Genomic DNA, 23,950 nt, shown 5'->3' on the forward strand with positions numbered 1-23,950 from the left:
CCGAGTGCGGCGCCGCGCAGCACCCGGGCCCGCGGCTTGCGGTCCACCAGCACGCCGGCGGGCAGCGAGACCAGCAGCCAGGCGGCACCCTGGGCCGCCACCAGCGCGCCCACCATGCCGGGTCCGGCGCCGAGCGTCAGGGTCGCGATCAGCGGCAGCGCCGCGAGGGTCAGTTGGTCGGCGGCGTGCAGGCCGGCGGTACTCGCCAGAAGGGCCGGGGGCAAGGTGGGTCGCATGCGGAAACTCCGGGCTCGGTCGTGGCGAATTTTCGATTGGCGGGACCGCCTCTCGCCTTCCGCTAATTGCGCCGGCATGCACGGCGTATCGCCCAATCAAGCACTTAACTGATATTCGGTTAATCGTCTTATTGCGTTGCAATAAAAGGTTTTTCCGGCACCTCTCGCGCTTGCGGAATGCCAATGGCGCCCGTAGATCGGAAGCCGCGTGCGATCCCGAGCGGAGGAAATTGCGGCATGGTCCAAGGCGCCGAGACGGCAACCAAGCGTCGCGCCAAGGGGAAGGAGCCCGCGGTCCCCCGCGAAGCCCTCCTCAAGGCCTATCGGGACATGCTCCTGATCCGACGCTTCGAGGAAAAGGCCGGCCAGCTTTACGGCATGGGCCTGATCGGCGGCTTCTGCCACCTCTATATCGGCCAGGAAGCGGTCGTCGTCGGCATGCAGATGTGCCTGCAGCCGGGCGACCAGGTCATCACCTCCTACCGCGACCACGGCCACATGCTGGCGACCGGCATGGAGGCGCGCGGCGTGATGGCGGAGCTCACCGGGCGCATCGGCGGCTATTCCAAGGGGAAGGGCGGCTCGATGCACATGTTCAGCCGCGAGAAGGGCTTCTACGGCGGCCACGGCATCGTCGGCGCCCAGGTCTCGATCGGCACCGGCCTCGGCTTCGCCAATTGGTACCGGGAGGACGGGGCCGTCGCGCTGACCTATTTCGGCGAGGGCGCCTCCAACCAGGGCCAGGTCTTCGAGAGCTTCAACCTCGCCGCCCTGATGAAGCTGCCGGTGATCTTCATCATCGAGAACAACAAATACGGCATGGGCACCAGCGTGGAGCGCGCCTCCGCCTCCAAGGACCTGTCGAAGAACGGCGCCGCCTGGGGCATCCCCGGCGAGCAGGTGAACGGCATGGACGTGCTGGCGGTGCGTGAGGCCGGCGAGCGCGCGGTCGCCCACTGCCGTGCCGGCAACGGCCCCTACCTCCTGGAGATGAAGACCTACCGCTATCGCGGCCATTCCATGTCCGACCCCGCGAAGTACCGCACCCGCGAGGAGGTGCAGAAGATGCGCGAGCAGTCGGATTGCATCGAGACGGCGCGCAAGCTGCTGACCGAGCAGTACGGCGTCACCGAGGCCGACCAGAAGGTGATCGACGACGAGGTGAAGGCGATCGTGCAGGACGCTGCCGACTTCGCGCAGGAGAGCCCGGAGCCGCCGGAATCCGAGCTCTGGACCGACATTCTGATCGAGGGGAAGCGCTGAGATGGGCGTCGAGATCCTGATGCCGGCGCTGTCGCCGACCATGACCGAGGGCAAGCTGGCGCGCTGGCTCAAGAAGGAAGGCGATGCGGTGAAGTCCGGCGACGTGATCGCCGAGATCGAGACCGACAAGGCGACCATGGAGGTCGAGGCCGTCGACGAAGGCACGCTGACCAAGATTCTGGTGCCGGAAGGCAGCGAGGGCGTGAGCGTCAATTCGGTCATTGCCGAGCTCGACGGCGGCAAGGGCAAGAGCAATGGCTCGGGCGCACCGGGGCCCGGCCCCGCAGTGACCGAGGCGCGGTCCTCGGAATCGCATGCGGAGGTCGCTGCAAAGGGCACGGCGCAGCGCCCCGAAGTGGCGGCGGAGCCGAAGCGCGCGGCGGCGGAGCCCGAGAAGGATTGGGGCCCGGTGCAGCCGATCACGGTGCGCGAGGCGCTGCGGGATGCCATGGCGCTCGAGATGCGCCGCGACAAGGACGTCTTCCTGATGGGCGAGGAGGTCGCCCAGTACCAGGGCGCCTACAAGATCAGCCAGGGGCTGCTGGACGAATTCGGCGCCAAGCGCGTGATCGACACCCCGATCACCGAGCACGGCTTCACCGGCATGGCGGTCGGTGCCGCGATGACCGGGCTGAAGCCGATCGTCGAGTTCATGACCTTCAACTTCTCGATGCAGGCGATCGACCAGATCGTCAATTCGGCGGCGAAGACGCTCTACATGTCGGGCGGCCAGCTCGGCTGCCCGATCGTCTTCCGTGGCCCGAACGGCGCCGCCTCCCGGGTCGCTGCCCAGCACAGCCAGTGCTACGCGAGCTGGTACGCGCATCTGCCGGGCCTCAAGGTCATCGCACCCTGGAGTGCCGCCGACGCCAAGGGCCTGCTGCGCGCCGCGATCCGCGACCCGAACCCGGTCATCTTCCTCGAGAACGAGATCCTCTACGGCCACAGCTTCGACTGCCCGACCGACGAGGATTTCATCCTCCCGATCGGCAAAGCGAAGATCGAGCGCGAGGGCAGCGACGTCACTATCGTCGCCTTCTCGATCATGGTCGGCATGGCGATGCAGGCGGCCGACGCCCTCGCCGAGCAGGGGATCAGCGCCGAGGTCGTGAACCTCCGCACCTTGCGTCCGCTCGATATCGAGACGGTGGTGCGCTCGGTGCAGAAGACCAACCGCCTGGTCACGGTGGAGGAAGGCTGGCCCTATGCCGGCATCGGCGCCGAGGTCGCGATGCAGATCCTCGAGAACGCCTTCGACCACCTCGATGCGCCGCCGGTGCGCGTGCACGGGCTCGACATTCCGATGCCCTATGCCGCGAACCTCGAGAAGCTCGCGCTGCCGCGCCTCGAACAGGTGGTGGATGCCGCGAAACGCGTAACCTATCGCTGAGAGGGAGGGAGCAATCATGGCGACCAACATCCTGATGCCTGCCCTCTCGCCGACGATGACCGAGGGCAACCTCGCGCGATGGCTCAAGAAGGAAGGCGACAAGGTCCGCGCCGGCGACGTGATCGCCGAGATCGAGACCGACAAGGCGACCATGGAAGTGGAAGCCGTGGATGAGGGCGTGCTCGGCAAGATCCTGGTCGCCGATGGCACCCAGGGCGTGAAGGTCAATGACGTGATCGCCGTGCTGGTCGAGCCCGGCGAGGCCGTTCCCGATGGCGCCGCCGCAAAGCCGGCGCCGGCTGCCGCCCCGGCACCGCAGCCCGCAGCGCCGGCTGCTGCGCCAGCACCTGCCGCGGCGCCCGCGCCGGCGGCACAAGCAGCGCTCAACCCGCAGCCGATCCCGCCGGGTGAGCGCGTCTTTGCCTCGCCGCTCGCCAAGCGCATGGCACAGCAGGCGGGGCTGTCGCTCGACGGCATCGCCGGCAGCGGCCCGAACGGGCGCATCGTGAAGACGGATATCGAAGCAGCACTCGCGAAGCCCGCGCCGGCCGCGGCCGCACCCGCCGCTGCGCCCTCTGGCGCGCCAGCGCCGAAGCCCGCCGCGCCGGCCGCCATCACGGCGCCGCACAAGGCGGTGCCGAACAGCGGCGTCCGCAAGGTCATCGCGCGGCGGCTGGCGGAATCGAAGGCCACGATCCCGCATTTCTACGTGACCATGGATTTCGAGATCGACGCGCTGCTCAAGCTCCGTGCCGACCTCAATGCGCGCTCGCCGAAGGATGGCCCCGGCGCCTACAAGCTCTCGGTGAACGACCTGGTGATCAAGGCCGTCGCCGCGACGCTCCGCCGCTTCCCGAACGTGAATGCCACCTGGACCGACGACGCGATCCTGCAGTTCGACGACGTCGACATCTCGATCGCGGTCTCGATCCCGGACGGGCTCATCACCCCGATCGTGCGTCAGGCCGACAAGAAGGGCCTGGCCGCGATCAGCAACGAGATGAAGGACCTCGGCGCCCGCGCCAAGGCCGGCAAGCTGAAGCCCGAGGAGTTCCAGGGCGGCGGCTTCTCCATCTCGAACATGGGCATGTACGGGGTGCGCGACTTCTCCGCGATCATCAACCCGCCCCAGGCCGGCATCCTGGCGGTGAGCGCGGGTGAGCAGCGACCGGTGGTTAAGGATGGCGCGCTCGCCATCGCGACGGTGATGACCTGCACGCTCAGCGTCGATCACCGCGTCATCGACGGCGCGCTCGCCGCCGAGTTCATGCAGGCCCTGAAGCGCGTGATCGAGGATCCGCTGAGCCTGCTGCTGTGAGCTTCACGATCCGCGGCGCGGTGCCGGGCGACGTTCCGACGATCGTCCGGCTGGTCCGCGCTCTGGCGGAGTACGAGAAGCTCACGCATGAGGCGCAAGGCACGGAGGCGGATTTCCACCGTGCCCTGTTCGGCGAGGCGCCGCATGCCGGCGCCATGATCGCGGAAGTCGCGGGCGCATCGGTCGCGATCTGCGTCTGGTACCGAACCTTCTCGACCTTCACCGGGCGCCACGGCATCTGGGTGGAGGACATCTTCGTCGAACCCGAGCACCGGGGCATCGGCATCGCACGCGCCATGTTCCAGGCACTCGCCCGCCGCGTCATCGCGGAAGGCGGCGCCCGGCTGGAATGGAGCGTGCTCGACTGGAATGCGCCGGCGATCGGCGCCTATCGGGCGATGGGCGCGCGGGGCCTGGACGACTGGACGATGCAGCGCGTGGATGGCGCCGCGCTCGAAGCACTGGCAGGAGGCTGAGATGGCGGACCAATTCGATCTTGTTGTGCTGGGCAGCGGGCCCGGCGGCTATGTCGCTGCGATCCGCGCCTCCCAGCTCGGCATGAAGACCGCGATCGTGGAGCGGGAGAACCTGGGCGGCATCTGCCTGAACTGGGGCTGCATCCCGACCAAGGCGCTGCTGCGCGCCTCCGAGATCAACCACCTGCTGCACAGCCTCGATGCCTATGGCTTCGCGGCCGACAATGTGCGCTTCGACTTCGCCAAGGTGATCAAGCGCTCGCGCGCCGTCGCCAGCCAGCTCTCGGGCGGCGTCAAGTTCCTGATGAAGAAGAACAAGATCACCGTCTATGACGGGGACGGCAAGCTCACCGGCCCCGGCAAGCTCTCGGTCGCCAAGGACGGCAAGCCGGTCGCTGAGCTCGCCGCCAAGCACATCATCCTGGCGACCGGCGCCCGTGCCCGGGTGATCCCGGGGATCGAGCCGGATGGCGAATACATCTGGACCTACCGGGAGGCGCTGGTGCCGGCCGCGCTGCCGAAGAAGCTGATCGTCATCGGCTCCGGCGCCATCGGGTCTGAATTCGCGTCCTTCTACCTGAACATGGGCGCCGAGGTGACGCTGATCGAGGTGATGGACCGCATCCTGCCGGTCGAGGACGAGGAGGTCTCCGCCTTCGTCCACAAGGCCTTCACCAAGCAGGGCATGAAGGTGATGACCGGCGCCAAGGTCCAGGGCGTGCGGCGCGAAGGCGGCGGCGTCACCGCGATCGTCGAGGCCGAGGGCAAGGTGCAGGAGATCAAGGCCGATCGCCTGATCTCCGCGGTCGGCATCGTCGGCAATGTCGAGAATATCGGTCTCGAAGGCACCAAGGTGAAGGTCGATCGCACCCATGTCGTGATCGACGAATTCTGCCGCACCGGGGAGCCCGGGGTCTATGCGATCGGCGACCTGACCGGCCCGCCCTGGCTGGCCCACAAGGCGAGCCACGAGGCGGTGATCTGCGTCGAGGCCATTGCCGGGCTGCATCCGCATCCGCTCGAGGTCATGAACATCCCGGGCTGCACCTATTGCCGGCCGCAGGTGGCCTCGGTCGGGCTGACCGAAGCCGCGGCCAAGGCAAAGGGCCACGAGGTGCGTGTCGGGCGCTTCCCCTTCATCGGCAACGGCAAGGCGATCGCGCTGGGTGAGCCCGAGGGCTTCACCAAGACGGTCTTCGACGCCAAGACCGGGGAATTGCTGGGCGCCCATATGGTCGGGCCGGAGGTCACCGAGCTGATCCAGGGCTATGGCATCGCCCGCACCCTGGAAACGACCGAGCTCGACCTGATGCACGCCGTCTTCCCGCATCCGACCGTCAGCGAGACGATGCATGAGTCCGTGCTGGACGCCTATGGCCGGGTTATCCATATCTAGGAGCCATGCCCGGCTGCCCGCCGCCCCCACGGCGGGCAGCCGGGCCGGCAGGCCTCGCGAAAGCCCAGCATGACGAGCACCACGCGGATCACCATCGACCACCGGACGACCCTGACCGGCGCCGAACGGCACCCGGAGAAAGCTCACCGGCCGGACAATCCCATCCAGCGCAAGCCAGACTGGATTCGCGTCAAGGCGCCGACGCATCCGATCTACAAGGAGACGCGCGACCTGATGCGGGAGAACCGCCTGGTCACCGTCTGCGAGGAAGCCGCCTGCCCGAATATCGGGGAATGCTGGGCGCAGCGGCACGCCACCATGATGATCATGGGCGATACCTGCACCCGCGCCTGCTCCTTCTGCAATGTCGCGACCGGCATCCCGAAGGCGCTCGACACCGACGAGCCGCGCCGGGTAGCGGATGCGGTGGCCAAGCTCGGGCTGCAGCATGTCGTCGTCACCAGCGTCGATCGCGATGATCTGAAGGATGGCGGCGCCTTCCACTTCGCCGAGACCATCCGTGCCATCCGCGCCGCGGCACCAGGGACCACGATCGAGGTGCTGACGCCCGATTTCCTGCGCAAGGACGGCGCGCTGGAGGTGGTGGTGGATGCCCGCCCCGACGTCTTCAACCACAATCTGGAGACGGTGCCGGCGCTCTACCCCACGATCCGCCCCGGCGCCCGCTATTTCCATTCGCTCCGGCTGCTGGACCGGGTGAAGCAGCTCGATCCCACCATCTTCACGAAGTCCGGCGTGATGGTCGGCCTCGGCGAGAAGCGGATCGAGGTGCTGCAGGTGATGGATGACATGCGGAGCGCCGATGTCGATTTCCTGACCATCGGCCAGTACCTGCAGCCGAGCGTGAAGCACGCGGCGGTCGACCGCTTCGTGACCCCCGACGAGTTCGAGGATTACGGCCGCGCCGCCCGCGGCAAGGGCTTCCTCCTCGTCTCCGCGACGCCGTTGACCCGCAGCAGCTACCATGCCGACCGCGATTTCGAGGCGCTCCGCGCAGCGCGCGAGGCGCAGCTCGGGGCGCGGGCCTGAGATGCCGACGCATGCGGAGAAGAAGGTGCTCCGCTACACGCCGGAGCAGCTCTTCGACATCGTCGCCGATGTGCGCCGCTACCCGGAATTCCTGCCCTGGTGCGTGGGCGCCCGGGTGCTGTCGCGGACCGAGACGGAGCTGACGGCCGATCTCACCATCGGCTTCAAGGTGTTCCGGGAGACCTTCCGCAGCCAGGTGACGCTGGAACGGCCGGGCCACATCCATGTGCGCTACCTGAACGGTCCCTTCCGCTACCTCAACAACCACTGGCGCTTCACCCCGGTCGCCGGCGGCACCGAGGTCGATTTCTTCGTCGACTTCGAGTTCAATTCCCGCCTACTCCAGGCCCTGATCGGCCCCGTCTTCAACGAGGCGGTGCGCGTCATGGTCCGCGCCTTCGAGCGCCGGGCCATGACGCTGCATGGCCGCCACCCGGCGCCGGAAGCGCCGCCGCGGCCGGCTTCGGCTTGAGCTAGACCCTTCCGCATCGGCTGCAGCTAAGGCTGATGCTGACCGGAAGCAGGCTTCCAGCGGGAGTTGCCAGGCGCTGTTTCAGCCACCGTGGGGCGGCTCATTCGGGGGCGGCGACGCGAATGGGACGTGTTCCAACCGGAGCGCCGGTCGCGCGGTCGATGGTGACCGGATCGATCTCCGTTCCGGTCTCGGCGTCGAAGAACCGGGTCACCTGGCCCCCGCCGCGATGCTTGCGGCCCCACGCGCCGATCGCAAACAGCACCGGCAGAAAGTCGCGGCCGGCTTCCGTCAGCACATATTCGTCCCGCGGCGGACGGTCGGAATAGCGGCGCTTCTCCAGCAATCCCTCCTCGGTCAGGCCTGAAAGCCGCCCCGTCAGCATCGTCGGCGCGATACCGAGGCTTTTGCGGAACTCATCGAAGCGGGTCAGCCCCGTATGGGCGTCGCGCAGGATCAGCATGCTCCACGCGTCGCCCACGAGCGCCAGGCTCCGGGCGATCAGGCATGGCTGGCTCGAAAGATTCTTCATGTCGATATCTTTTTAGTAGTGACTTACTATCGATTTGATATTAACACCCTCCGCACCGGGGTTCCACCCCAAACCGAAAGCGGACATCCATGAGCAAGACAGAACGCGGCACCGCCCTGGTCACGGGGGCTTCCTCCGGCATCGGGCTGGTGACGGCACGGGCGCTGCGGCGCGACGGGTATCGGGTCTTCGGCACCAGCCGGAAGCCGATGCCCGATACCCCCGATGGCATCGCCATGCTGGTCTGCGACGTGACCGACGACGCCTCCGTGCAGGCCGCCGTGGATGAGGTTCTGAGCCGCGTCGGGCGGATCGACCTCCTGGTCAACAATGCCGGGATCGGGCTGCTCGGCGGCGCCGAGGAATCCACGACGGCGCAGGCGAAGGCCATCTTCGACGTGAACGTGTTCGGCATCATGCGCATGACGAATGCGGTACTGCCCGTGATGCGGCGGCAGCGCCGCGGCCGGATCGTCAACCTCGGTTCCCTACTCGGGCTGATCCCCGCCCCCTACAACGCGCTCTACGCATCGACCAAGCACGCCATCGAAGGCTATTCGGAATCGCTCGACCACGAGGTGCGAACGCAGGGCATCCGCGTCGTGCTCGTCGAGCCCGGCGCAACCCGCACGGCCTTCGAAGAGAACCTCACGCGGCCGGACCGGCCGCTCGCCGTCTACGATGCGGCGCGCACCGGCGCGGAGACGCTGATGCGCGAGGTCCTCACGACGGGCGATGCGCCGGAGCTGGTCGCCGAGGCCGCCGTCAGCGCCGCCAATGTGGCATCGCCCAGACGACGCTATACCATCGGAAAGGTCGCGGGGCAGGTCCGCTTCATACGCCGCTTCCTGCCCGAGGCCTTCGTCGACAGGAGCCTGCGGAAATTCAACAGGCTTCCCGGTTGAACCTTCGTCGCAGCGCCGCTGGCGCTGCCGGCTCGCCACAGACGCGAAAACCAGCCCGATGAAATCGATCCTGATCGATCGCTATGCGAAAGGCGGCGCTTTGCGGCTCGGCGAAAGTCCCGTGCCGGAGCTGCGCGAGAACGACGTCATGGTCGAGATTCATGCCGCCAGCGTGAACCTCCTGGACAACAAGATCAGGGACTGAGAGTTCAAGCTCATCCTGCCCTACCGCCTGCCGCTGGTGCTGGGCAACGATGTGGCGGGCGTCGTGGTCCGGGTCGGGGCCAATGTCCGCCGATTCAAGCCCGGTGACGAGGTCTATGCACGCCCGGCCCAGGATCGCATCGGGACATTTGCGGAGTGCATCGCCATGGACGAGGCCGATGTCGCGATGAAGCCGAACAATCTGACCATGCAGGAGGCCGCATCCATTCCGCTTGTCGCCCTGACGGCATGGCAGGTGCTGGTCGAGCGGGCCAAGCTGCAGAAGGGGCAGAGGGTCCTGATCCATGCCGGCTCGGGCGGCGTGGGCACGATCGCGATCCAGCTTGCCAAGCACCTCGGCGCCTATGTGGCCACGACCACGAGTGCGGCGAATATCCCCCTGGTGAAAAGCCTCGGCGCGGACGTGGTGGTCGATTACAGGAAGGATGCCTTCGAGAAGGTGCTGCAGGGCTATGATGTCGTGCTCAACAGCCTCGGGAAGGACACGCTGGAGAAGTCCCTTCGCGTGCTGAAGCCGGGCGGGACCCTGATCTCGATTTCCGGTCCACCCGATCCGGACTTCGCGCGGCAGAGCGGCTCCGGCTGGCTGCTGCGGCAGGTCATGCGCCTGCTGAGCTTCGGCATCAGGAGGAAGTCCAAACGTCGAGGGATCAGCTATTCGTTTCTCTTCATGAGGGCGAACGGCGGACAGCTCGGGAAGATCACCTCCCTGATCGAGGCAGGTGCGATACGCCCGGTGATCGATCGGGTCTTCCCGTTCGAGAAGACCAACGAGGCACTGGACTATGTTGGAACGGGTCGTGCGAGGGGGAAGGTCGTCGTCGCCGTGCAGTGACGTCAGGCCCAGGCATGGCAGAGGCGGGCGCCATGCCCGGGCCGGTGGTGCCGCCGGTCAGCGCCCCTTGGCAGCGCGCCAGGTGGCGAATTCCGCCAGGTTCGCCTCATCGGTCGGCGGGTAGAGGCCGAGGATGGAGCGGCCTTCCTGCACCTTCTCCGTGACGAAATCCTCGAAGGCCGTCATCTCCGTGGCCTCGGCCGCGATCTCATCGGCGAGATGCGCGGGGATGATGATGACGCCATCGGCGTCGCCCACCACCACATCGCCCGGAAACACCGGCGCATCGCCGCAGCCGATCGGCACGTTGAGGTCGATCGCCTGGTTCAAGGTCAGGTTGGTCGGCGCCGATGGCCGCTGGTGATAGGCGGGGATGCCGAGTGCGGCGATCTCCGCAGAATCACGGAAGCCGCCATCGGTGACGACGCCGGCGACGCCGCGGGCCATCAGCCGGCCGACCAGGATCGCACCGGCGGAGGCCGCGCGCGCATCCTTGCGGCTGTCCATCACCAGCACCGCGCCGGGCGGGCATTCCTCCACGGCCTTGCGCTGCGGATGGCCGCGGTCGCGGAACACCGCCAGCGTGTTGAGGTCCTCGCGTGCCGGCATGTAGCGGAGCGTATAGGCCTCGCCGACCATGCTCTCCTTCGGCGCGTGCAGCGGGTGCACGTCCTGGATGAACTGGGTGCGGAAGCCGCGCTTGTAGAGCGCGGTCGCCAGCGTCGCCGTGCTGACCAGCTTCAGCTTGTCGCGGGTTTCAGGGCTCAGGGCCATGCTCGGGCACTCTCTCAGTAGATGGCGGGTTCGGGAACCGGCGCGCCGAAATCGGTGCGCAGGAAATCGAAGTCGCAGCCCTGGTCGGCCTGCTGGATATGCTTGGTGAAGACCCAGCCATAGCCGCGCTCGAAGCGCGCCGGCGGTGGCGTCCAGGCGGCGCGGCGGCGCGCCAGCTCCTCCTCCAGAACCTCCATGCGGATGGAGCGGGCGGCGACATCGATGCTCACGATATCGCCGGTTTGCAGCAGCGCGAGCGGCCCGCCGACATAGCTCTCGGGCGCGACATGCAGCACGCAGGCGCCATAGCTGGTGCCGGACATGCGCGCATCGGAGAGGCGCAGCATGTCGCGATGGCCCTGCTTCAGCAGCTTCTTCGGCATCGGCAGCATGCCCCATTCGGGCATGCCCGGCCCGCCCTGCGGCCCGGCATTGCGCAGCACCAGGACATGGTCGGCGGTGATGTCGAGGTTTTCGTCATCCACCGCCTTCTTCATCGACGGGTAGTCGTCGAACACCAGCGCCGGGCCGGCGTGCTTGAGGAAGCGCTGGTCCATCGCCGCCGGCTTGATCACGCAGCCATCGGGCGCGAGGTTGCCCTTCAGCACCGCGAGCGAGCCTTCGCCATAGATCGCATTGTCGAGCGGACGGATGACGTCATGGTTGTAGACGCGGGCGCCCTCGATGTTCTCGCCGAGGGTCCGGCCGGTGACGGTGACGCAGCCGAGATCGAGATGCGTGCGGATGCGGTCCATCAGGCCGCGGATGCCGCCGGCATAGAAGAAATCCTCCATCAGATAGGCGTTGCCGGAAGGGCGGACATTGCCGATCACCGGCACCTTGCGGCTGAAGCGCTCGAAATCCTCGAGGCCGATATCCTGGCCGGCGCGGCGCGCCATGGCGATCAGGTGGATGATCGCGTTGGTGGAGCAGCCCATCGCCATGGCGACGGCGATCGCATTCTCGAAGGCAGGGCGCGTCTGGATGCGGCGGGGCGTCAGATCCTCCCACACCATCTCCACGATGCGGCGGCCGCTTTCGGAGCAGAGGCGGATATGCCCGGCATCCGCGGCGGGGACCGAGGATCCGCCCGGCAGCACCATGCCGACCGCCTCGGCGATCGCGGTCATGGTGCTGGCGGTGCCCATGGTCATGCAGGTGCCGTGGCTGCGCGCGATGCCCGCCTCGACGCCGAGCCAGTCCTGCTCGGTGATCTTCCCCGCCCTGAGCTCGTCCCAGTACTTCCAGGAATCGGAGCCGGAGCCCAGCACCTTGCCCTGCCAGTTGCCGCGCAGCATCGGCCCGGCGGGGACGAAGATCGCGGGGATGTCCATGCTGGTGGCGCCGAGCAGCAGGCCCGGCGTGGTCTTGTCGCAGCCGCCCATCAGCACCGCGCCGTCCACGGGGTGGGAGCGCAGCAGCTCCTCCGTCTCCATGGCCAGCATGTTGCGGTACATCATGGTGGTCGGCTTGACGTAGCTCTCGGAGACCGAGAGCGCCGGCAGCTCCACCGGGAAGCCGCCCGCCATCAGGATGCCGCGCTTCACATCCTCCGCCCGCTGGCGCAGGTGGGTGTGGCAGGGGTTGAGGTCGGACCAGGTATTGACGATCGCGATCACCGGCTTGCCGGTCCATTCCTCCGGCGCGTAGCCCATCTGCATGGCCCGCGAGCGATGGCCGAAGGAGCGCAGATCGGCGGGACCGAACCAGCGCGCGGAACGCAGATCCGCCGGTTGCTTGCGATGGGGGAGCGTCGTCATGGGGCTGCCTTGGTCATGCGGGTGGCGGAGGAGGAGCGCGGGCGCCGACGATAGTACCGGCGCCCGCCACCGTCACTCGATGCGGATCTGGGCGCGGCGCGCCACTTCGCCCCAGCGCGTGGTCTCGCTGGCGACGAAGGCGCGGAACGCCTCCGGCGTATTGCCGACCGGTGTGATGCCGAGCTCCTGGAAACGCGCCGCCACCACCGGCGCCGCCAGCGCCGCCACCGCTTCGCGGTGCAGCCGCGCGATGACGGCGGGCGGCGTCGCCGCGGGGGCAAAGAAGCCATGCCAGGACAGGCTCTCGAAGCCCGGCACGGTGTCCGCGACGGTCGGGATCTCCGGCGCCGCCGCGCTGCGCTCGAGGCCGGTGACGCCGAGGATGCGCAGCTTGCCTTCGCGCGCGAAGGGCAGCACCGAGGAGAGATTGTCGAAGGCCATCGGCACCTCGCCGCTCAGCAGCGCAGTCGTGACCTGGCCGCTGCCGCGATAGGGCACATGCTCGATCTGGGTACCGGTGAGCTGCGCGAAGAGCGCGCCGGCCAGATGCACCGAGGTGCCGACGCCGGAGGAGGCGAAGACGGTCTCGCCGGGCCGCGCCTTCAGCCGCGCCACCAGCTCGGCCACGTCGCGCGCGGGGAAATTCTGGGTCACCGCCAGCGCATTGGGTTGCGCGGCGAGCTGGGTGATCGGCGCGAAATCGCGCTGCACGTCATAGGGCAGGCGCGGGAAGATGCCGGGATTGATGGCGTGGCTGCTGATGGTGCCGAGGCAGATCGTGTAGCCGTCCGGCGTGGCGCGGGCGGTGGCCTCGGTGCCGATATTGCCGCCGGCGCCGGCGCGGTTCTCCACCACCACGGGCTGGCCGAGCGCCTTGCTCATCTCCTGGCCGACCAGCCGGGCAATGGTGTCGGAGGTGCCGGCCGAGAAGGGCACGATCACGCGGATAGGCTGGCTCGGATAGGCGGGCTGCGCCGCGCCGGGCCTCGCCGACAAGGCGAGGAGGGCGGAAGCGGCAAGCCCGCGGCGGGTCAGGTAGGGCACTCGGTTTCCTCCTTTGCGCCTCGGGGCGCTTCTTGATTGGGATCGGTCCGGTATGACTCATATATGAGATGTAGCCTGTCAACTCAGATATTGGACGCGAGCGGGTGTTTCGCTAAACCCTTGGCTATCATGGACATTCCCTCAGCCCCGGAATCCGGCAAGACCATGGACGTGCCGCCGGCGGATGATCTCGCCGTCCTGGCACCCATGGGCCGGCGCCGCTCCGCGGCCGAGCACGCCTATGAGACCCTGCGCGAGGCGCTGATCTCGCTCGCCCTGCCGCCCGGCACCGTGGTGTCCCGCGCGGCGATCGCGATGCGGCTCGGCGTCAGCCAGACCCCGGTGCGGGAGGCGCTGATCCGGCTGCAGGAGGACGGCCTCATCGCGGTGGTGCCGCATTCCGCGACGCGGGTGACGAAGATCGACCTGGCCAGCGCGCGCGAGGCGAGCTTCCTGCGCCTGTCGGTGGAACTCGAGATCGTGCGCCGCCTCGCCGCCGCGCCCGATGCGCGGCTGGCCGCCAGCCTGCGGGCGGAGCTCGCGCGGATGCGCGAATGGCGCGCGCGTGGCGACCAGGCAGAAATCGCCGCGGCGGACGAGGCCTTCCACACCGCGCTCTACGCTGCGGCGGAGGTGCCGGGCCTGCGTGACCTGGTGCGCAGCCGCAGCGTCCATCTCGATCGGCTGCGCCGCCTGCACCTGCCGAGCCCCGGCAAGGTCGATGCGATCCTCAGCGACCATGAGGCGCTGGCCGAAGCGATCATCGGCGGCGATGCGGACGGCGCCGAGCGGCATCTGCGCCGGCACCTCTCCGGCACATTCGCCATGGTCGAGGCGATTCGCGCCGCCTCGCCGGACTTCTTCTGAGCGTGTTGATCATTCACCAGGTGCAGGCCAGCAGCGGCCTGATCTGGGCCATGCGCCGCTCGATCGTCGCGGCGCGCCTGCGGATATAGGCGCTCGGCTCCGCGGCCGACCAGGCGAGGGGGTTGGGCAGGACAGCGGCAAGCAGCGCGGCCTCCCGCGAGGAGAGCGCCGCCGCCGGCTTCCTGAAGAAGTGGCGCGCCGCCGCCTCGGCGCCATAGATCCCCGGCCCGAACTCGACGATGTTGAGATAGGTCTCGAGCACCCGCCGCCGCGGCCAGAGCAGCGCGATCTGCGGCGTCAGCCAGGCCTCCAGCACCTTGCGGACGGGATCGCGGCCGGGCCAGAGGAACAGGTTTTTCGCCGTCTGCATCGTGATCGTGCTGGCGCCGCGCGGCCGCCCGCCGTCCGACCAGGCGTCGACCTGGTCGCTCAGCGCGTCGAAATCGAAGCCCAGGACCTGCTCGCAGAAGAGATTGTCCTCGGATGCCACGACAGCGGCGGCCAGCGCCGGCGCGATCGCCTGGTGAGGGACCCAGTCTCGCTGCCAGCCATGGCCCTCGATCACGCGAATGAGCATCAGCGGCGTCATCGGGGGTGGCAGGAAGCGGAACACCAGGATCGCCACCAGCGGCAGCAGCAGCAGCAGCGCGAGGAGGCGGCCGATCAGGCGGCGCAGGCGTCGCGGCCTGGGCGCGGCTCGTGTTCCCGTTGCGGCGTTCGGCATTCCGGCGATGACTCCGCCTCCCGGTTGGCCGCGCTACTCACCACATCCGGGATGTCGCCGCCACGGTCAAAGCCGTGATGCCGGCCTGGGCGCTTCAGCCCGGCTGATCCCCACTATCAGGCTTTTGCATTGGCTGCCGTGGCCGCCCCGGGTCAGGCTTCCGCGATGACCTATATCCTCTATGGCGATGCCGGCTCCGGCTCCGGCCCGGTCGAGATGGCGTTGGCCGAGATCGGCGCGCCCGTCGAATTGCGCGCGGTGCCGTTCGCGAGCGGCGCGCAGCTCACCGCCGAGTATCGCCGCATCAATCCGATGGGCCGCATCCCGACGCTGATCCTGCCGGACGGCACGGTGGTCACGGAATCGCTGGCCATCCTGCTGACCCTCGTCGATCGCCATCCGGAGGCCGGGTTGCTGCCGGCGCCGCCCGATCCGGGCCGCGCGCGGGCGCTGCGCTGGATGACGCTCGCGGCGACCGAGGGCTATCCCCATGTGACCCGCGCCGATTTTCCGGAGCGCTTCAGCGCCGATCCGGCGCATGCCACGGCGATCCGGGAGCGGGCGCGTGCGATGTATCGCGACCTCTGGCGCCTGGTCGAAGCCGAGGCCGGCCTCGCGGGGACACCGGACGCGCCCTTCCTGCTCGGCGCGCGCTTCTCGGTGGCCGATCTCTACCTGGCGATGCTGTCGCGCTGGCTCGGTGGCGCCGATTGGCTGCCGGGCGCATGCCCGAAGCTCACCGTCCTGGGGCAGGCCGTCATGGCCCGCCCGGCGGTCGCGCCCGTCTGGGCGCGCCACTGGCCGGGCTGACTCGCGGCCGGCAGGCGTTATCCGGCCGCCACCCGCTCCCGCGCTGCGGCGCGCTTGGCCATACGCTGCTGCCGCAGTACCTCATCGCTCACGCCGCGGTTCAGCAGGCCCCGTGTCGGCAGATCCATACCGCCGCTCTCGGAGGACCAGACCTCGGTGAACACGAAGCCGGTCAGGCCGGCGCGCTCCACCGCGGCCACCAGGCGGTCGGTCGCGTAGTAGATGCCGGTCTTGCCGTCCAGATGGAAGATCGCGTGCTGGCCGATGACCTCCGGCCGCAGCTCGTGGCGGGTGATTCGCTTGATGTCGCCGTCCGGGAAGCGCTCAGCCACCGACCGTGCCTCATCCAGCGCCTCCCGGCTGCGCAGGCAATTGTAGATCCAATACGCCCCGAACGCCGCTTCGACGGGCAGGAATTCACCCTCCGGCTCGAGCAGCGGCGCCAGCACGTCGCGCGCCCGTGCGCTGAGCAGGAGCTGCACCGCGCCCAGATAGGGGCAATCGGTCACGACTGGCGGGTCGACCTCGTCCTCCTCCCCGAGCGTGGAGATGAGCTCGACGCGCAGCGGGCGCCAGCCAGCGGCCGCGGATGTCCCGCGCGCCCTGGACAGCCGCACGCCTTCGCCATCGCCGGCAGGGTTGATCCAGGCGAGCTGGTGATCGCCCTTGACCGTGAAGACCCTCATGGCCCTGTCCTCCCGGCAACCTCGTTGCGCAATTCATCGGCGATCTCGCGCAGGATCGCCTCAGCCTGCTCCCGCGTCTCGGCCTCTGCGAGGCGTGCATTCACCGCATCATAATAATCCCCGCGCCGGTCGGCGCCATGCAGTTCGCGCTGGTGGAAGCCGCGCGGCAGGGCGACGCCGTTCACGGGGTCGTTGATGTCGATCCCGAAGCCCGCGAGCACGTCGCGCGCCGGCTGCGCCGCCGGTTCGTTCAGGGCTGCGACGTGGTGTGCGTCCTCATCGGCGCTGATCGGCACCCCGGCGGCGATCATGTTGCCGCGAAGCGGGCTCGAACGTTCGAGGATCAGCGATTGCTCGATCTCCGGCGGGATGGTCGCGATGATGCCGGTCTCGGGCAGGGTCTCGCCGCCGAAGCCCGGCAAGGCCGGCAGTTCGGGCGCGACCGGGAAGGTCTCGATGCTCGGCACCGCCGGCGGCGCTGCCGGGAAGGTCTCGGTCGGCGGCGCGATGGGAGGCGCCGCGGGGAAGCTCTCGATCAGCGGCCCGGTCGGTGCTGCGGTGAAGGGGACGGGTGCGGCCTCCGGGATGGGCACGGCCGGCGCGAGCGCCTCCGGTGCCGGCAGGGCAGGGGCCAGCTCTGGCGCGACCGGAGCCAGGGCTTCCGGCGCTGGCACGGCGGGGATGGTCTCCGGCACGGCCGGCGCCAGGGCCGGGGGCGCGGGAAGTGCAGGTGCGGGCTCGGCCGGCGCGACCGGAGCGAGCGCTTCCGGGGCGGGCAGGGCAGGCGCTGCTTCCGGCGCTGGCGCCGGTGCGGGGGCGGGTGCCGACGGCATCGCGGGCGCCGGCCCGAAATCCGGCGTCGGGGCGGGTGCGGGCGTGCCGCGGCTCTGCAGCGCCTGATAGGCGCCGATCGAGGCCCCGAGGGCCAGGGTGCCGAGCGCCAGGGCATCGCCGAAGGGCAGCGGCCCATCGGCCACGGCCTCCACACCGGCGGCAGGCGCGGTCCGGGCGAGGCCGAGCGCCGCGCCCGCGGCGAGGGTGCCGAAGACGGAGGGCTGCTCCGGTGCCGGCGGAGTGGGCGCGGGCTCCGGCTGCGTCACCGGCGCCGGTCCCGTCACGTTGCCCATTACATCGACCGGCGGCATGCCGATGGCATCGGGCGTCGGCTCCACCTGCGCAACAGGCACGGCCGGTTCGGGCATGGCCGGAGCGCTCGGCGGCGATGGCGTGAAGCCCGCAAGCGGATCTGTAAAAGGATCGGGCGGGCTGATCAGCGAAGCCGGGTCGATCGGGTCGAGTGCAGTCGGATCGTCAAAGCCGAGTGCCATGGGATCGGCGAGGCTCGGATCGAGATCGCCGAGCGGATCGGCGAACCCCATATCCCCGAGAGGGTCGGCGAGCCCGATATCGCCCAAGGGATCAGCAAGGCCGACATCGCCCAGCGGATCGGACAGTCCGACATCGCCGAGCGGATCGCTCAGCCCGCTATCGCCGAGCCCGAGATCGCTCGTGCCGAGATCGCCCAGCCCTGTATCGCCTAGCCCGCCTGCCGCCGCGTCATTCAGCGCCGAATCGAAGCCGCCTGCATCCAGGCCGGCATCGCCGAAGCCGCCGGCATCACCCATGCCGCCAGCATCGCCGCCCACGCTTCCGACACTTCCGGTCTCGCTCATCGCCGCACCTCCGGATCGGGTTCGTGAGAGGAGGCTCAACCCGTTTGGCGCGCCGGTGCTTGTTCCGTCCTTTAAAGCTTCGATGACGATGCGGAGGCGCGCCGACCTGATCCCAGAACATTTCCGGCAATGCGGGATCGGGAGATCGGCTTCGAAGGCGCCGGTTGAAGCAGCGCGGCGCCGGATCGATCGGAAGACCGATCCGGCGATCTCAGGCGCTCTTCTCCATGTTCCAGAAGAACTGCACCGGCGAGACCATCATGCCGGTCAAGCTGCGGCGATAGGCCATCGGCTGCTCCACCGACCCGGTCGGCAGGTAGGGCAGCGTCTCGAAGGCGCGTTCCTGCAGGGCACGGGCGATGCGCTGCTGCTCGGCCGCCTCGCCGGTCGCGAGCCAGGCGTCGCGCAGCCGCTCGATCTCCGGATCCTCGGGCCAGCCGAGCCAGGCGGCGGTGCCGTTGGCGCGGAGCAGCGGGGAGATCGCGGGGTTGGTGAGGTCGGCGCCCGACCACAGCGTGTGGAACACCGACCAGCCGCCCTGGTCGACCGGGCCGCGGTTGTTGCGGCGGGAGACGAAGCTCGCCCAGTCGGTCGAGATGAATTCGACCTCCATGCCGAGGCCGCGCAGCAACTGGTCGGTGACCTGCGCCTGGTTGTAGCTGATCGGCTGGTCGGCCGGCGCCAGCAGCACCACCTTCTCACCGCGATAGCCGGCCTCCTGCAGCATGCGCCGCGCCCGCGCGGGATCGCTCGTCAGCAGGCCGGCGCCGGCATCGGAGGAGAGCGGCGTGCCGCAGGTGAAGAAGCTGCGGCATTCGGCGTACCATTCGGGCTCGCCGGCGACCGCGCGCATGTAGTCCTCGGGCTTCACCGCGGCCGCGATGGCGCGCCGGATCGCCGGGTTGTTGAAGGGCGCCTGCTGATGGTTGAAGCGCATCAGCAACTGGAAGCCGAGCGGCACCTTCACCAGCGCGATGTTGCGATCCCGCCGCAGCACCGGCAGCAGGTCGACCGGCGGCTGCTCCCACCAGTCGATGCCGCCCTGTCGCAGCGCCGCGGCCGCGGCCGGCGCTTCGGTGATGCCCATCCATTCGATGCGATCGATCTTCGCGAGCTTGCCGCCGGCCGCCCAGCTCGACGGCTCCTCACGCGGGCGGTAGCGGGCGAAGCGCTCATAGGCGGCGGACTGGCCGGGATTCCAGGATCCCGGGAGGAAGCGCCAGGGGCCGGAGCCGGTGGCGTCCGAGATCGGCCGTGACGGATCGGTCGCGGCGATGCGCTCCGGCATGATGAAGGGCACGTTGGAGGAGAGCTTGCCGAGCGCTTCCCGCATCGCGGGGAAGGGGCGCTTCAGGTGGATGACGAAGGTCCGCTCGTCCTTCGCCTCGTAGCGATCGATCGCGGTGGCGAGCGTCTGTCCGAAGGCGTCGCGCGCCGACCAGCGCCGCAGCGACGCGATGCAGTCGGCGCTGCGCACCGGCTGGTCGTCGTGGAAGACCAGCCCATCGCGGAGCTGAAAGGTCCAGGTCAGGCCGTCGCGCGACACCTCGTGGTGGCCGACCATCTGCGGATGGACGCGGTAATGCTCATCCATGCCGAAGAGCGTGTCGTAGACGAGGTAGCCGTGGTTGCGGATGACGTAACTGGTGGCGACGATCGGATCGAGCGCCGGCAGCGGCGTCGATGGCACGAAGCGCAACGGCTGGGCGCGGGACTGCGCGGCGGCGCCGAGGGCGGGCAGCAGCAGGGGCGCGGCAAGGAGGGAGCGGCGGGAGAGGGTCATGGCGCTGCTCCTCACGCAGCGAGGCCGGTGAGGCTTGGGCGCGTCTTCAGCGCCGCCGCCATCAGCGCTTCCACCTCGGCGCGCTCGCGCTCCGGCAAGGCGAGGCGCGGCGGGCGGGTCAGCGCGCTGCCGCGGCCCATGATCGCCTCGCAGAGCTTGATGCATTGCACGAGGTCCGGCCGCGCATCGAGGTGCAGCAGCGGCATGAACCAGTCATAGAGCGGCCGCGCCTCGGCATAGCGGCCGCTGGCGGCCAGGCGGAACAGCGCGGCACCTTCCTGCGGGAAGGCGTTCGACATGCCGGAGACCCAGCCGACGGCGCCCAGCATCACGTTCTCGACCACCGTGTCGTCGAGGCCTGCGAAGAGCACGAAGCGGTCGCCGACGAGGTTGCGGAGATCGGTGAAGCGGCGGCCGTCGCCCGAGGATTCCTTGAAGGCGACGATGGTCTCGACATCGGCGAGTGCGGCCAGGATGTCGGGGGTGACGTCGTTCTTGTAGATCGGCGGGTTGTTGTAGACCATCACCGGCAGGTCGATGGCGGTCGCGACGCCGCGGAAATGCGCGGCGGTCTCGTGCGGCTTCGCCGAATAGACCAGCGCCGGCATTACCATCACGCCATCCGCGCCGCAGCGCTTCGCCATAACAGCGGTATCGGCGGCAAAGGCGGTGGTGAATTCCGCGACGCCCGCGATCACCGGCACGCGCCCGGCCGCGGCATCCACCGCCACCTCGATCACCGTCTGCTTCTCCGTGAGCGTCAGCGCGGTGTTCTCGCCGACCGTGCCGCAGACGACGAGGCCGTCGACGCCGTCGCGCACCAGCCCCTGCACGACGCGGTGCGTGCCCGCGACGTCGAGGCTGAGATCGGCATGGAACTGGGTGGTGACCGCGGGGAAAACCCCGCGCCAATCGGGCAGCTTGGGCATGGCCTGGTTCCTTCGGGCTGCGGCGACCCTAGGGAGGGGGCCGAGCAGGGGTCAAGAAAATTTATAAATTCGAGAAAGGATTTTATAAATTCCCGAAGGAACCCCTACCGGCTATGCCGTCCATCAAAGGGAGTTCGTCATGTCGGCAAGCCTTCGCGCCCGCAGGCGGCGGCGCGTGGTCACGGGGCATCGCACGGTCAGCGGCGGGGTGGCGGAGGCGATCCGCGCCCTGATCCTGGACGGCACGCTGGCGCCCGGGGAGGCGCTGCGCCAGGACGCGCTCGCCGAACGCCTCGGCGTCAGCCGCATCCCGGTGCGCGAAGCGCTGTTCCAGCTCGAAGCGGAAGGGCTGGTCGCCTTCATCCCGCAGAAGGGCGCGACCGTCTCCAGCCTCTCGCCCGAGCGGATGGAGGAGACCTATGCGATCCGCCTGGCGCTGGAGCCGGATCTGCTCCGCCGCTCCGCCGCCCGCCTGACCGATGATGACCTCGACGCGCTGGCGGCCCAGCTCGCGACCCATGCCGAGAGCCTCTCGCGCGGGCGGAGCGAGGAATGGGGGCCGCTCAACACCGAATTCCACCTGGCGCTCTATGCCCGCGCCGACCGGCCGCGCACCCTGGCGCTGGTCGCATCGCTGCTCCGTGAATGCGACCGCTACACCCGCATCCAGCTCCAGGGCCGCATCGTCGCCCAGGACCGCGCGCAGCGCGAGCACGAGGCCATGCTGGCGCTCTGCCGGGAGGGGCGAGGGGAAGAAGCGGCGGCCTTCCTGCGCGACCACATCGCCAATGTCGCGGAAGAAGCCTGGACCCTCGCCCGCACGCCACCCCCCCTGGCCGCGCGGCGCCGTCGGGGTTAGGGCAGGTCCCATGCAGGCGGGATCGCCTGCATGGGTGAAGACACGCGCCGCGCTACGCTGCGTCCATCATCCGCTTGGCGGCCGCCACGATCATCCCGGACCGGGAGAGCCCGTGCCTTTCGGCATAGCGGTCGATCGCGTGCAGCGCGTCCTCCGGCAACGTGATGTTGACCCGAACCGCCCGCGCAGGCTTCGTCGGGCCGGGCACCAGCACGGCCACGGCATCGCGGTTCTCCCGCTCTTTCATGATCACAGTCAGGCTGCTCGGCTCGGGGATCGCCTCGCCGTCCTCGATCATGCCCTCGATATGGAGCGCCAGCGCCTCCGCAGCCATCGCCCGCGCCTCGTCGAGCGTCGCGCCCGCGGTCACGCAGCCCGGGAGGTCCGGGAACGAGACGCCGAAATCGCTTTCGGCATCCTTGTGGATCAGAGCGATATATTCGGCCATTCCACTCACCTCAGCTTCAAACCCGCCTGCTTCTCGATGCTTCGCAGCGTCCCGATCGGCAGATCGCGCTTCGGATGCGGGACGGTGACGCGGCCCGGCTTCGTCGGGTGCTTGAACTGGCTGTGGCTGCCCTTCTGGGCCACCTGCTTCCAACCATCCGCCGTCAGCGCCGCGATGATCGCCCTGCTATCCACGTGTGGATTTATACACACTACAAGGCGCTCGCAAGGGGTGCCTACGGCGAGCCGCCTCGGGTTTCACCTGATCGGGATCTGCTTTAGCCTCCCCGCCATGGTCCATGCCCCCGCCCGCCCGCCCGCCGGTGCGCCCCCTGTGCGCATCAACCTCTATTCCGACACCCAGACGCGGCCCTCGCCCGGGATGAAGGACGCGATTCTGCGCGCCGAGGTCGGCGACGAGCAGCATGGCGACGACCCCACCGTGAATGCGCTGACCGACCGCATGGCGGCGCTGCTGGGCAAGGAAGCGGCGATCTTCCTGCCCTCCGGCACCATGTGCAACGTGATCGCGATCCTGACCCATTGCCGCAAGGGCGATGAGGTGGTGGCGCATGAGACCAGCCACATCCTGCACAGCGAAGGCGGCACCCATGCCGCGTTGACCGGCGTCCAGATCATGCCGCTCCGCGGCCCGAAGGGCATGTTCACGGCCGATGATGTGCGCGCTGCGATCCGCCCGAAGACCCGCTACGCACCGCCGCAGCGCCTGCTGGAAGTCGAACAGACCGCCAATATCGGCGGCGGCGCTGTCTGGCCGCTGGCGCAGCTCAACGCCGTCGCCGATGTCGCGCATGGCCAGGGCTGGTCGACGCATATGGACGGCGCGCGGCTGATGAATGCCTGCGTCGCGGCCGGCATCCCGGCCGCCGAGATGGCCGCCGGCTTCGACAGCGTCTGGCTCGATTTCACCAAGGGCCTCGGCGCGCCGCTCGGCGCCGTGCTCGCCGGCAGCGAGGACTTCATCGGCGAGGCCTGGCGCTGGAAGCAGCGGCTCGGCGGCTCCATGCGGCAGGCGGGCGTCTGCGCGGCGGCCTGCCTCTACGCCCTCGACCACAACATCGACCGCCTGGCGGACGACCACGCGAATGCCAAGGCGCTCGCCCGCGGTCTCGCGCAGATCCCGGGCTTCGTGGTGGAGGAGCCGGAAACCAACCTGGTCTTCTTCGACCCGCGCGGCGCCGGCATCACCGTCGCCGACCTCTCGGCCGCACTCCGCCTGCAAGGCATCCAGATCTCCGGCCTCGGCGGCCGCATGCGCGCCTGCACGCATCTCGACGTCAGCGCCGCGATGATCGAGGAAGCCATCGCCGCGATCCGGGATGTGGTCGCGAAGCGGTAGGTAAGATCGGGGGAAAGGAATTTCCCCCGAACCCCCATTTCTTTTCTTTCTATCAATTGCGCGGTCGGACCGAATGCAGCGGCCGTGCTGCCTGGCCCAAGTAGCCAAAAATAAAAGAAAGGGGTCCGGGGAAATT

The 23,950-nt window shown here is 69.0% G+C and carries 26 protein-coding genes; 14 read left to right on the top strand and 12 right to left on the bottom strand.

Annotation, left to right across the window (positions count from 1 at the left end):
• On the bottom strand, window positions 1-236 hold a 236-nt coding region (locus GXW71_RS29485; protein WP_408902018.1), incomplete at its 3' end, for a hypothetical protein.
• A gap of 237 nt (window positions 237-473) precedes the next feature.
• Between GXW71_RS29485 and pdhA the strand changes: the two genes are divergently transcribed.
• From pdhA to GXW71_RS29520, 7 genes are all read left to right on the top strand, one after another.
• Window positions 474-1,499 carry a pyruvate dehydrogenase (acetyl-transferring) E1 component subunit alpha gene (pdhA, locus tag GXW71_RS29490; protein WP_211856301.1) on the top strand — a complete coding sequence of 342 codons (1,026 nt, stop codon included), beginning with the start codon at window positions 474-476 and terminating at the stop codon, window positions 1,497-1,499.
• A gap of 1 nt (window position 1,500) precedes the next feature.
• Window positions 1,501-2,889, top strand: a complete 1,389-nt coding sequence (locus GXW71_RS29495; RefSeq protein WP_211856302.1) for a pyruvate dehydrogenase complex E1 component subunit beta — start codon at window positions 1,501-1,503, stop codon at window positions 2,887-2,889.
• Window positions 2,890-2,905: 16 nt separating this feature from the next.
• The gene (locus GXW71_RS29500) at window positions 2,906-4,207 is read left to right on the top strand and encodes a pyruvate dehydrogenase complex dihydrolipoamide acetyltransferase (RefSeq protein ID WP_211856303.1); all 1,302 of its coding nucleotides are present in this window, start codon (window positions 2,906-2,908) and stop codon (window positions 4,205-4,207) included.
• Complete coding sequence (locus GXW71_RS29505; RefSeq protein ID WP_211856304.1) at window positions 4,204-4,683, top strand: GNAT family N-acetyltransferase; 480 nt, start codon at window positions 4,204-4,206, stop codon at window positions 4,681-4,683. Before GXW71_RS29500 ends, GXW71_RS29505 begins: the two co-directional genes overlap by 4 nt.
• 1 nt (window position 4,684) lies before the next feature.
• Window positions 4,685-6,079: a dihydrolipoyl dehydrogenase gene (gene lpdA / locus GXW71_RS29510; protein ID WP_211856305.1), complete on the top strand. Its 1,395-nt coding sequence runs from the start codon at window positions 4,685-4,687 to the stop codon at window positions 6,077-6,079.
• A gap of 69 nt (window positions 6,080-6,148) precedes the next feature.
• The gene (gene lipA, locus GXW71_RS29515) at window positions 6,149-7,129 is read left to right on the top strand and encodes a lipoyl synthase (RefSeq protein ID WP_211856306.1); all 981 of its coding nucleotides are present in this window, start codon (window positions 6,149-6,151) and stop codon (window positions 7,127-7,129) included.
• A 1-nt stretch (window position 7,130) separates the two neighbouring features.
• Window positions 7,131-7,601, top strand: coding sequence for a type II toxin-antitoxin system RatA family toxin (locus tag GXW71_RS29520; RefSeq protein WP_211856307.1), 471 nt, complete (start codon window positions 7,131-7,133; stop codon window positions 7,599-7,601).
• 100 nt (window positions 7,602-7,701) lie between these two features.
• On the opposite strand, the gene GXW71_RS29525 is transcribed toward GXW71_RS29520, so the two are convergent.
• Window positions 7,702-8,133, bottom strand: coding sequence for a winged helix-turn-helix transcriptional regulator (locus GXW71_RS29525; protein WP_281417448.1), 432 nt, complete (start codon window positions 8,131-8,133; stop codon window positions 7,702-7,704).
• A gap of 89 nt (window positions 8,134-8,222) precedes the next feature.
• On the opposite strand from GXW71_RS29525, the gene GXW71_RS29530 reads away from it, so the two are divergent.
• The 3 genes from GXW71_RS29530 to GXW71_RS29535 are packed head-to-tail and all read left to right on the top strand — an operon-like array spanning window position 8,223 to window position 10,098.
• The gene (locus tag GXW71_RS29530) at window positions 8,223-9,038 is read left to right on the top strand and encodes an oxidoreductase (protein ID WP_211856308.1); all 816 of its coding nucleotides are present in this window, start codon (window positions 8,223-8,225) and stop codon (window positions 9,036-9,038) included.
• Between the two features lie 58 nt (window positions 9,039-9,096).
• The gene (locus tag GXW71_RS35015) at window positions 9,097-9,243 is read left to right on the top strand and encodes a hypothetical protein (protein WP_246527008.1); all 147 of its coding nucleotides are present in this window, start codon (window positions 9,097-9,099) and stop codon (window positions 9,241-9,243) included.
• 36 nt (window positions 9,244-9,279) lie between these two features.
• Window positions 9,280-10,098 carry an NADP-dependent oxidoreductase gene (locus GXW71_RS29535; protein WP_408902019.1) on the top strand — a complete coding sequence of 273 codons (819 nt, stop codon included), beginning with the start codon at window positions 9,280-9,282 and terminating at the stop codon, window positions 10,096-10,098.
• A 57-nt stretch (window positions 10,099-10,155) separates the two neighbouring features.
• Here GXW71_RS29535 and GXW71_RS29540 read toward each other — a convergent pair whose 3' ends face one another.
• From GXW71_RS29540 to GXW71_RS29550, 3 genes are all read right to left on the bottom strand, one after another.
• Window positions 10,156-10,872, bottom strand: a complete 717-nt coding sequence (locus tag GXW71_RS29540) for a ribonuclease activity regulator RraA (protein ID WP_211856309.1) — start codon at window positions 10,870-10,872, stop codon at window positions 10,156-10,158.
• 14 nt (window positions 10,873-10,886) lie between these two features.
• On the bottom strand, window positions 10,887-12,632 hold the full coding sequence (gene araD / locus GXW71_RS29545) for an L-arabinonate dehydratase (protein WP_211856310.1): 1,746 nt from the start codon (window positions 12,630-12,632) through the stop codon (window positions 10,887-10,889).
• A gap of 72 nt (window positions 12,633-12,704) precedes the next feature.
• Window positions 12,705-13,676: a Bug family tripartite tricarboxylate transporter substrate binding protein gene (locus GXW71_RS29550; RefSeq protein ID WP_211856311.1), complete on the bottom strand. Its 972-nt coding sequence runs from the start codon at window positions 13,674-13,676 to the stop codon at window positions 12,705-12,707.
• A 129-nt stretch (window positions 13,677-13,805) separates the two neighbouring features.
• Here GXW71_RS29550 and GXW71_RS29555 point away from each other — a divergent pair, with 129 nt between their 5' ends.
• A complete protein-coding gene (locus tag GXW71_RS29555) occupies window positions 13,806-14,543 on the top strand; it encodes a GntR family transcriptional regulator (protein ID WP_246527009.1) in 738 nt (245 codons plus the stop codon).
• Between the two features lie 13 nt (window positions 14,544-14,556).
• Here GXW71_RS29555 and mtgA read toward each other — a convergent pair whose 3' ends face one another.
• The gene (gene mtgA, locus GXW71_RS29560) at window positions 14,557-15,267 is read right to left on the bottom strand and encodes a monofunctional biosynthetic peptidoglycan transglycosylase (RefSeq protein ID WP_211856312.1); all 711 of its coding nucleotides are present in this window, start codon (window positions 15,265-15,267) and stop codon (window positions 14,557-14,559) included.
• 165 nt (window positions 15,268-15,432) lie between these two features.
• Between mtgA and GXW71_RS29565 the strand changes: the two genes are divergently transcribed.
• Entirely contained in the window at window positions 15,433-16,077 is a 645-nt protein-coding gene (locus GXW71_RS29565) for a glutathione S-transferase family protein (RefSeq protein ID WP_211856313.1), read from the top strand.
• Between the two features lie 17 nt (window positions 16,078-16,094).
• On the opposite strand, the gene GXW71_RS29570 is transcribed toward GXW71_RS29565, so the two are convergent.
• The 4 genes from GXW71_RS29570 to GXW71_RS29585 all read right to left on the bottom strand — a co-directional run bounded on the left by GXW71_RS29570 (window position 16,095) and on the right by GXW71_RS29585 (window position 21,148).
• A complete protein-coding gene (locus GXW71_RS29570; protein ID WP_211856314.1) occupies window positions 16,095-16,763 on the bottom strand; it encodes an imm11 family protein in 669 nt (222 codons plus the stop codon).
• Entirely contained in the window at window positions 16,760-18,436 is a 1,677-nt protein-coding gene (locus tag GXW71_RS35330) for an AHH domain-containing protein (RefSeq protein ID WP_211856315.1), read from the bottom strand. Before GXW71_RS35330 ends, GXW71_RS29570 begins: the two co-directional genes overlap by 4 nt.
• A 211-nt stretch (window positions 18,437-18,647) precedes the next feature.
• Entirely contained in the window at window positions 18,648-20,219 is a 1,572-nt protein-coding gene (locus GXW71_RS29580) for an ABC transporter substrate-binding protein (protein ID WP_211856316.1), read from the bottom strand.
• Window positions 20,220-20,230: 11 nt separating this feature from the next.
• Complete coding sequence (locus GXW71_RS29585; protein WP_211856317.1) at window positions 20,231-21,148, bottom strand: dihydrodipicolinate synthase family protein; 918 nt, start codon at window positions 21,146-21,148, stop codon at window positions 20,231-20,233.
• Window positions 21,149-21,287: 139 nt separating this feature from the next.
• Between GXW71_RS29585 and GXW71_RS29590 the strand changes: the two genes are divergently transcribed.
• Window positions 21,288-22,007, top strand: coding sequence for a GntR family transcriptional regulator (locus GXW71_RS29590; RefSeq protein ID WP_211856318.1), 720 nt, complete (start codon window positions 21,288-21,290; stop codon window positions 22,005-22,007).
• Window positions 22,008-22,059: 52 nt separating this feature from the next.
• Here the strand turns inward: GXW71_RS29590 and GXW71_RS29595 are convergent, their stop codons facing one another.
• Both GXW71_RS29595 and GXW71_RS29600 read right to left on the bottom strand, forming a co-directional pair.
• Window positions 22,060-22,455, bottom strand: coding sequence for a type II toxin-antitoxin system HicB family antitoxin (locus GXW71_RS29595; RefSeq protein ID WP_211856319.1), 396 nt, complete (start codon window positions 22,453-22,455; stop codon window positions 22,060-22,062).
• 5 nt (window positions 22,456-22,460) lie between these two features.
• Window positions 22,461-22,649 (bottom strand): type II toxin-antitoxin system HicA family toxin, encoded by a 189-nt coding sequence (locus GXW71_RS29600; protein ID WP_211856320.1) that lies wholly within the window; start codon window positions 22,647-22,649, stop codon window positions 22,461-22,463.
• 97 nt (window positions 22,650-22,746) lie between these two features.
• On the opposite strand from GXW71_RS29600, the gene GXW71_RS29605 reads away from it, so the two are divergent.
• Entirely contained in the window at window positions 22,747-23,814 is a 1,068-nt protein-coding gene (locus GXW71_RS29605; RefSeq protein WP_211856321.1) for a threonine aldolase family protein, read from the top strand.
• Window positions 23,815-23,950: the final 136 nt, after the last annotated feature.

Origin of the sequence: Plastoroseomonas hellenica (assembly GCF_018129085.1) — a bacterium.
GTDB classification, from domain to species: Bacteria; Pseudomonadota; Alphaproteobacteria; order Acetobacterales; family Acetobacteraceae; genus Plastoroseomonas; species Plastoroseomonas hellenica.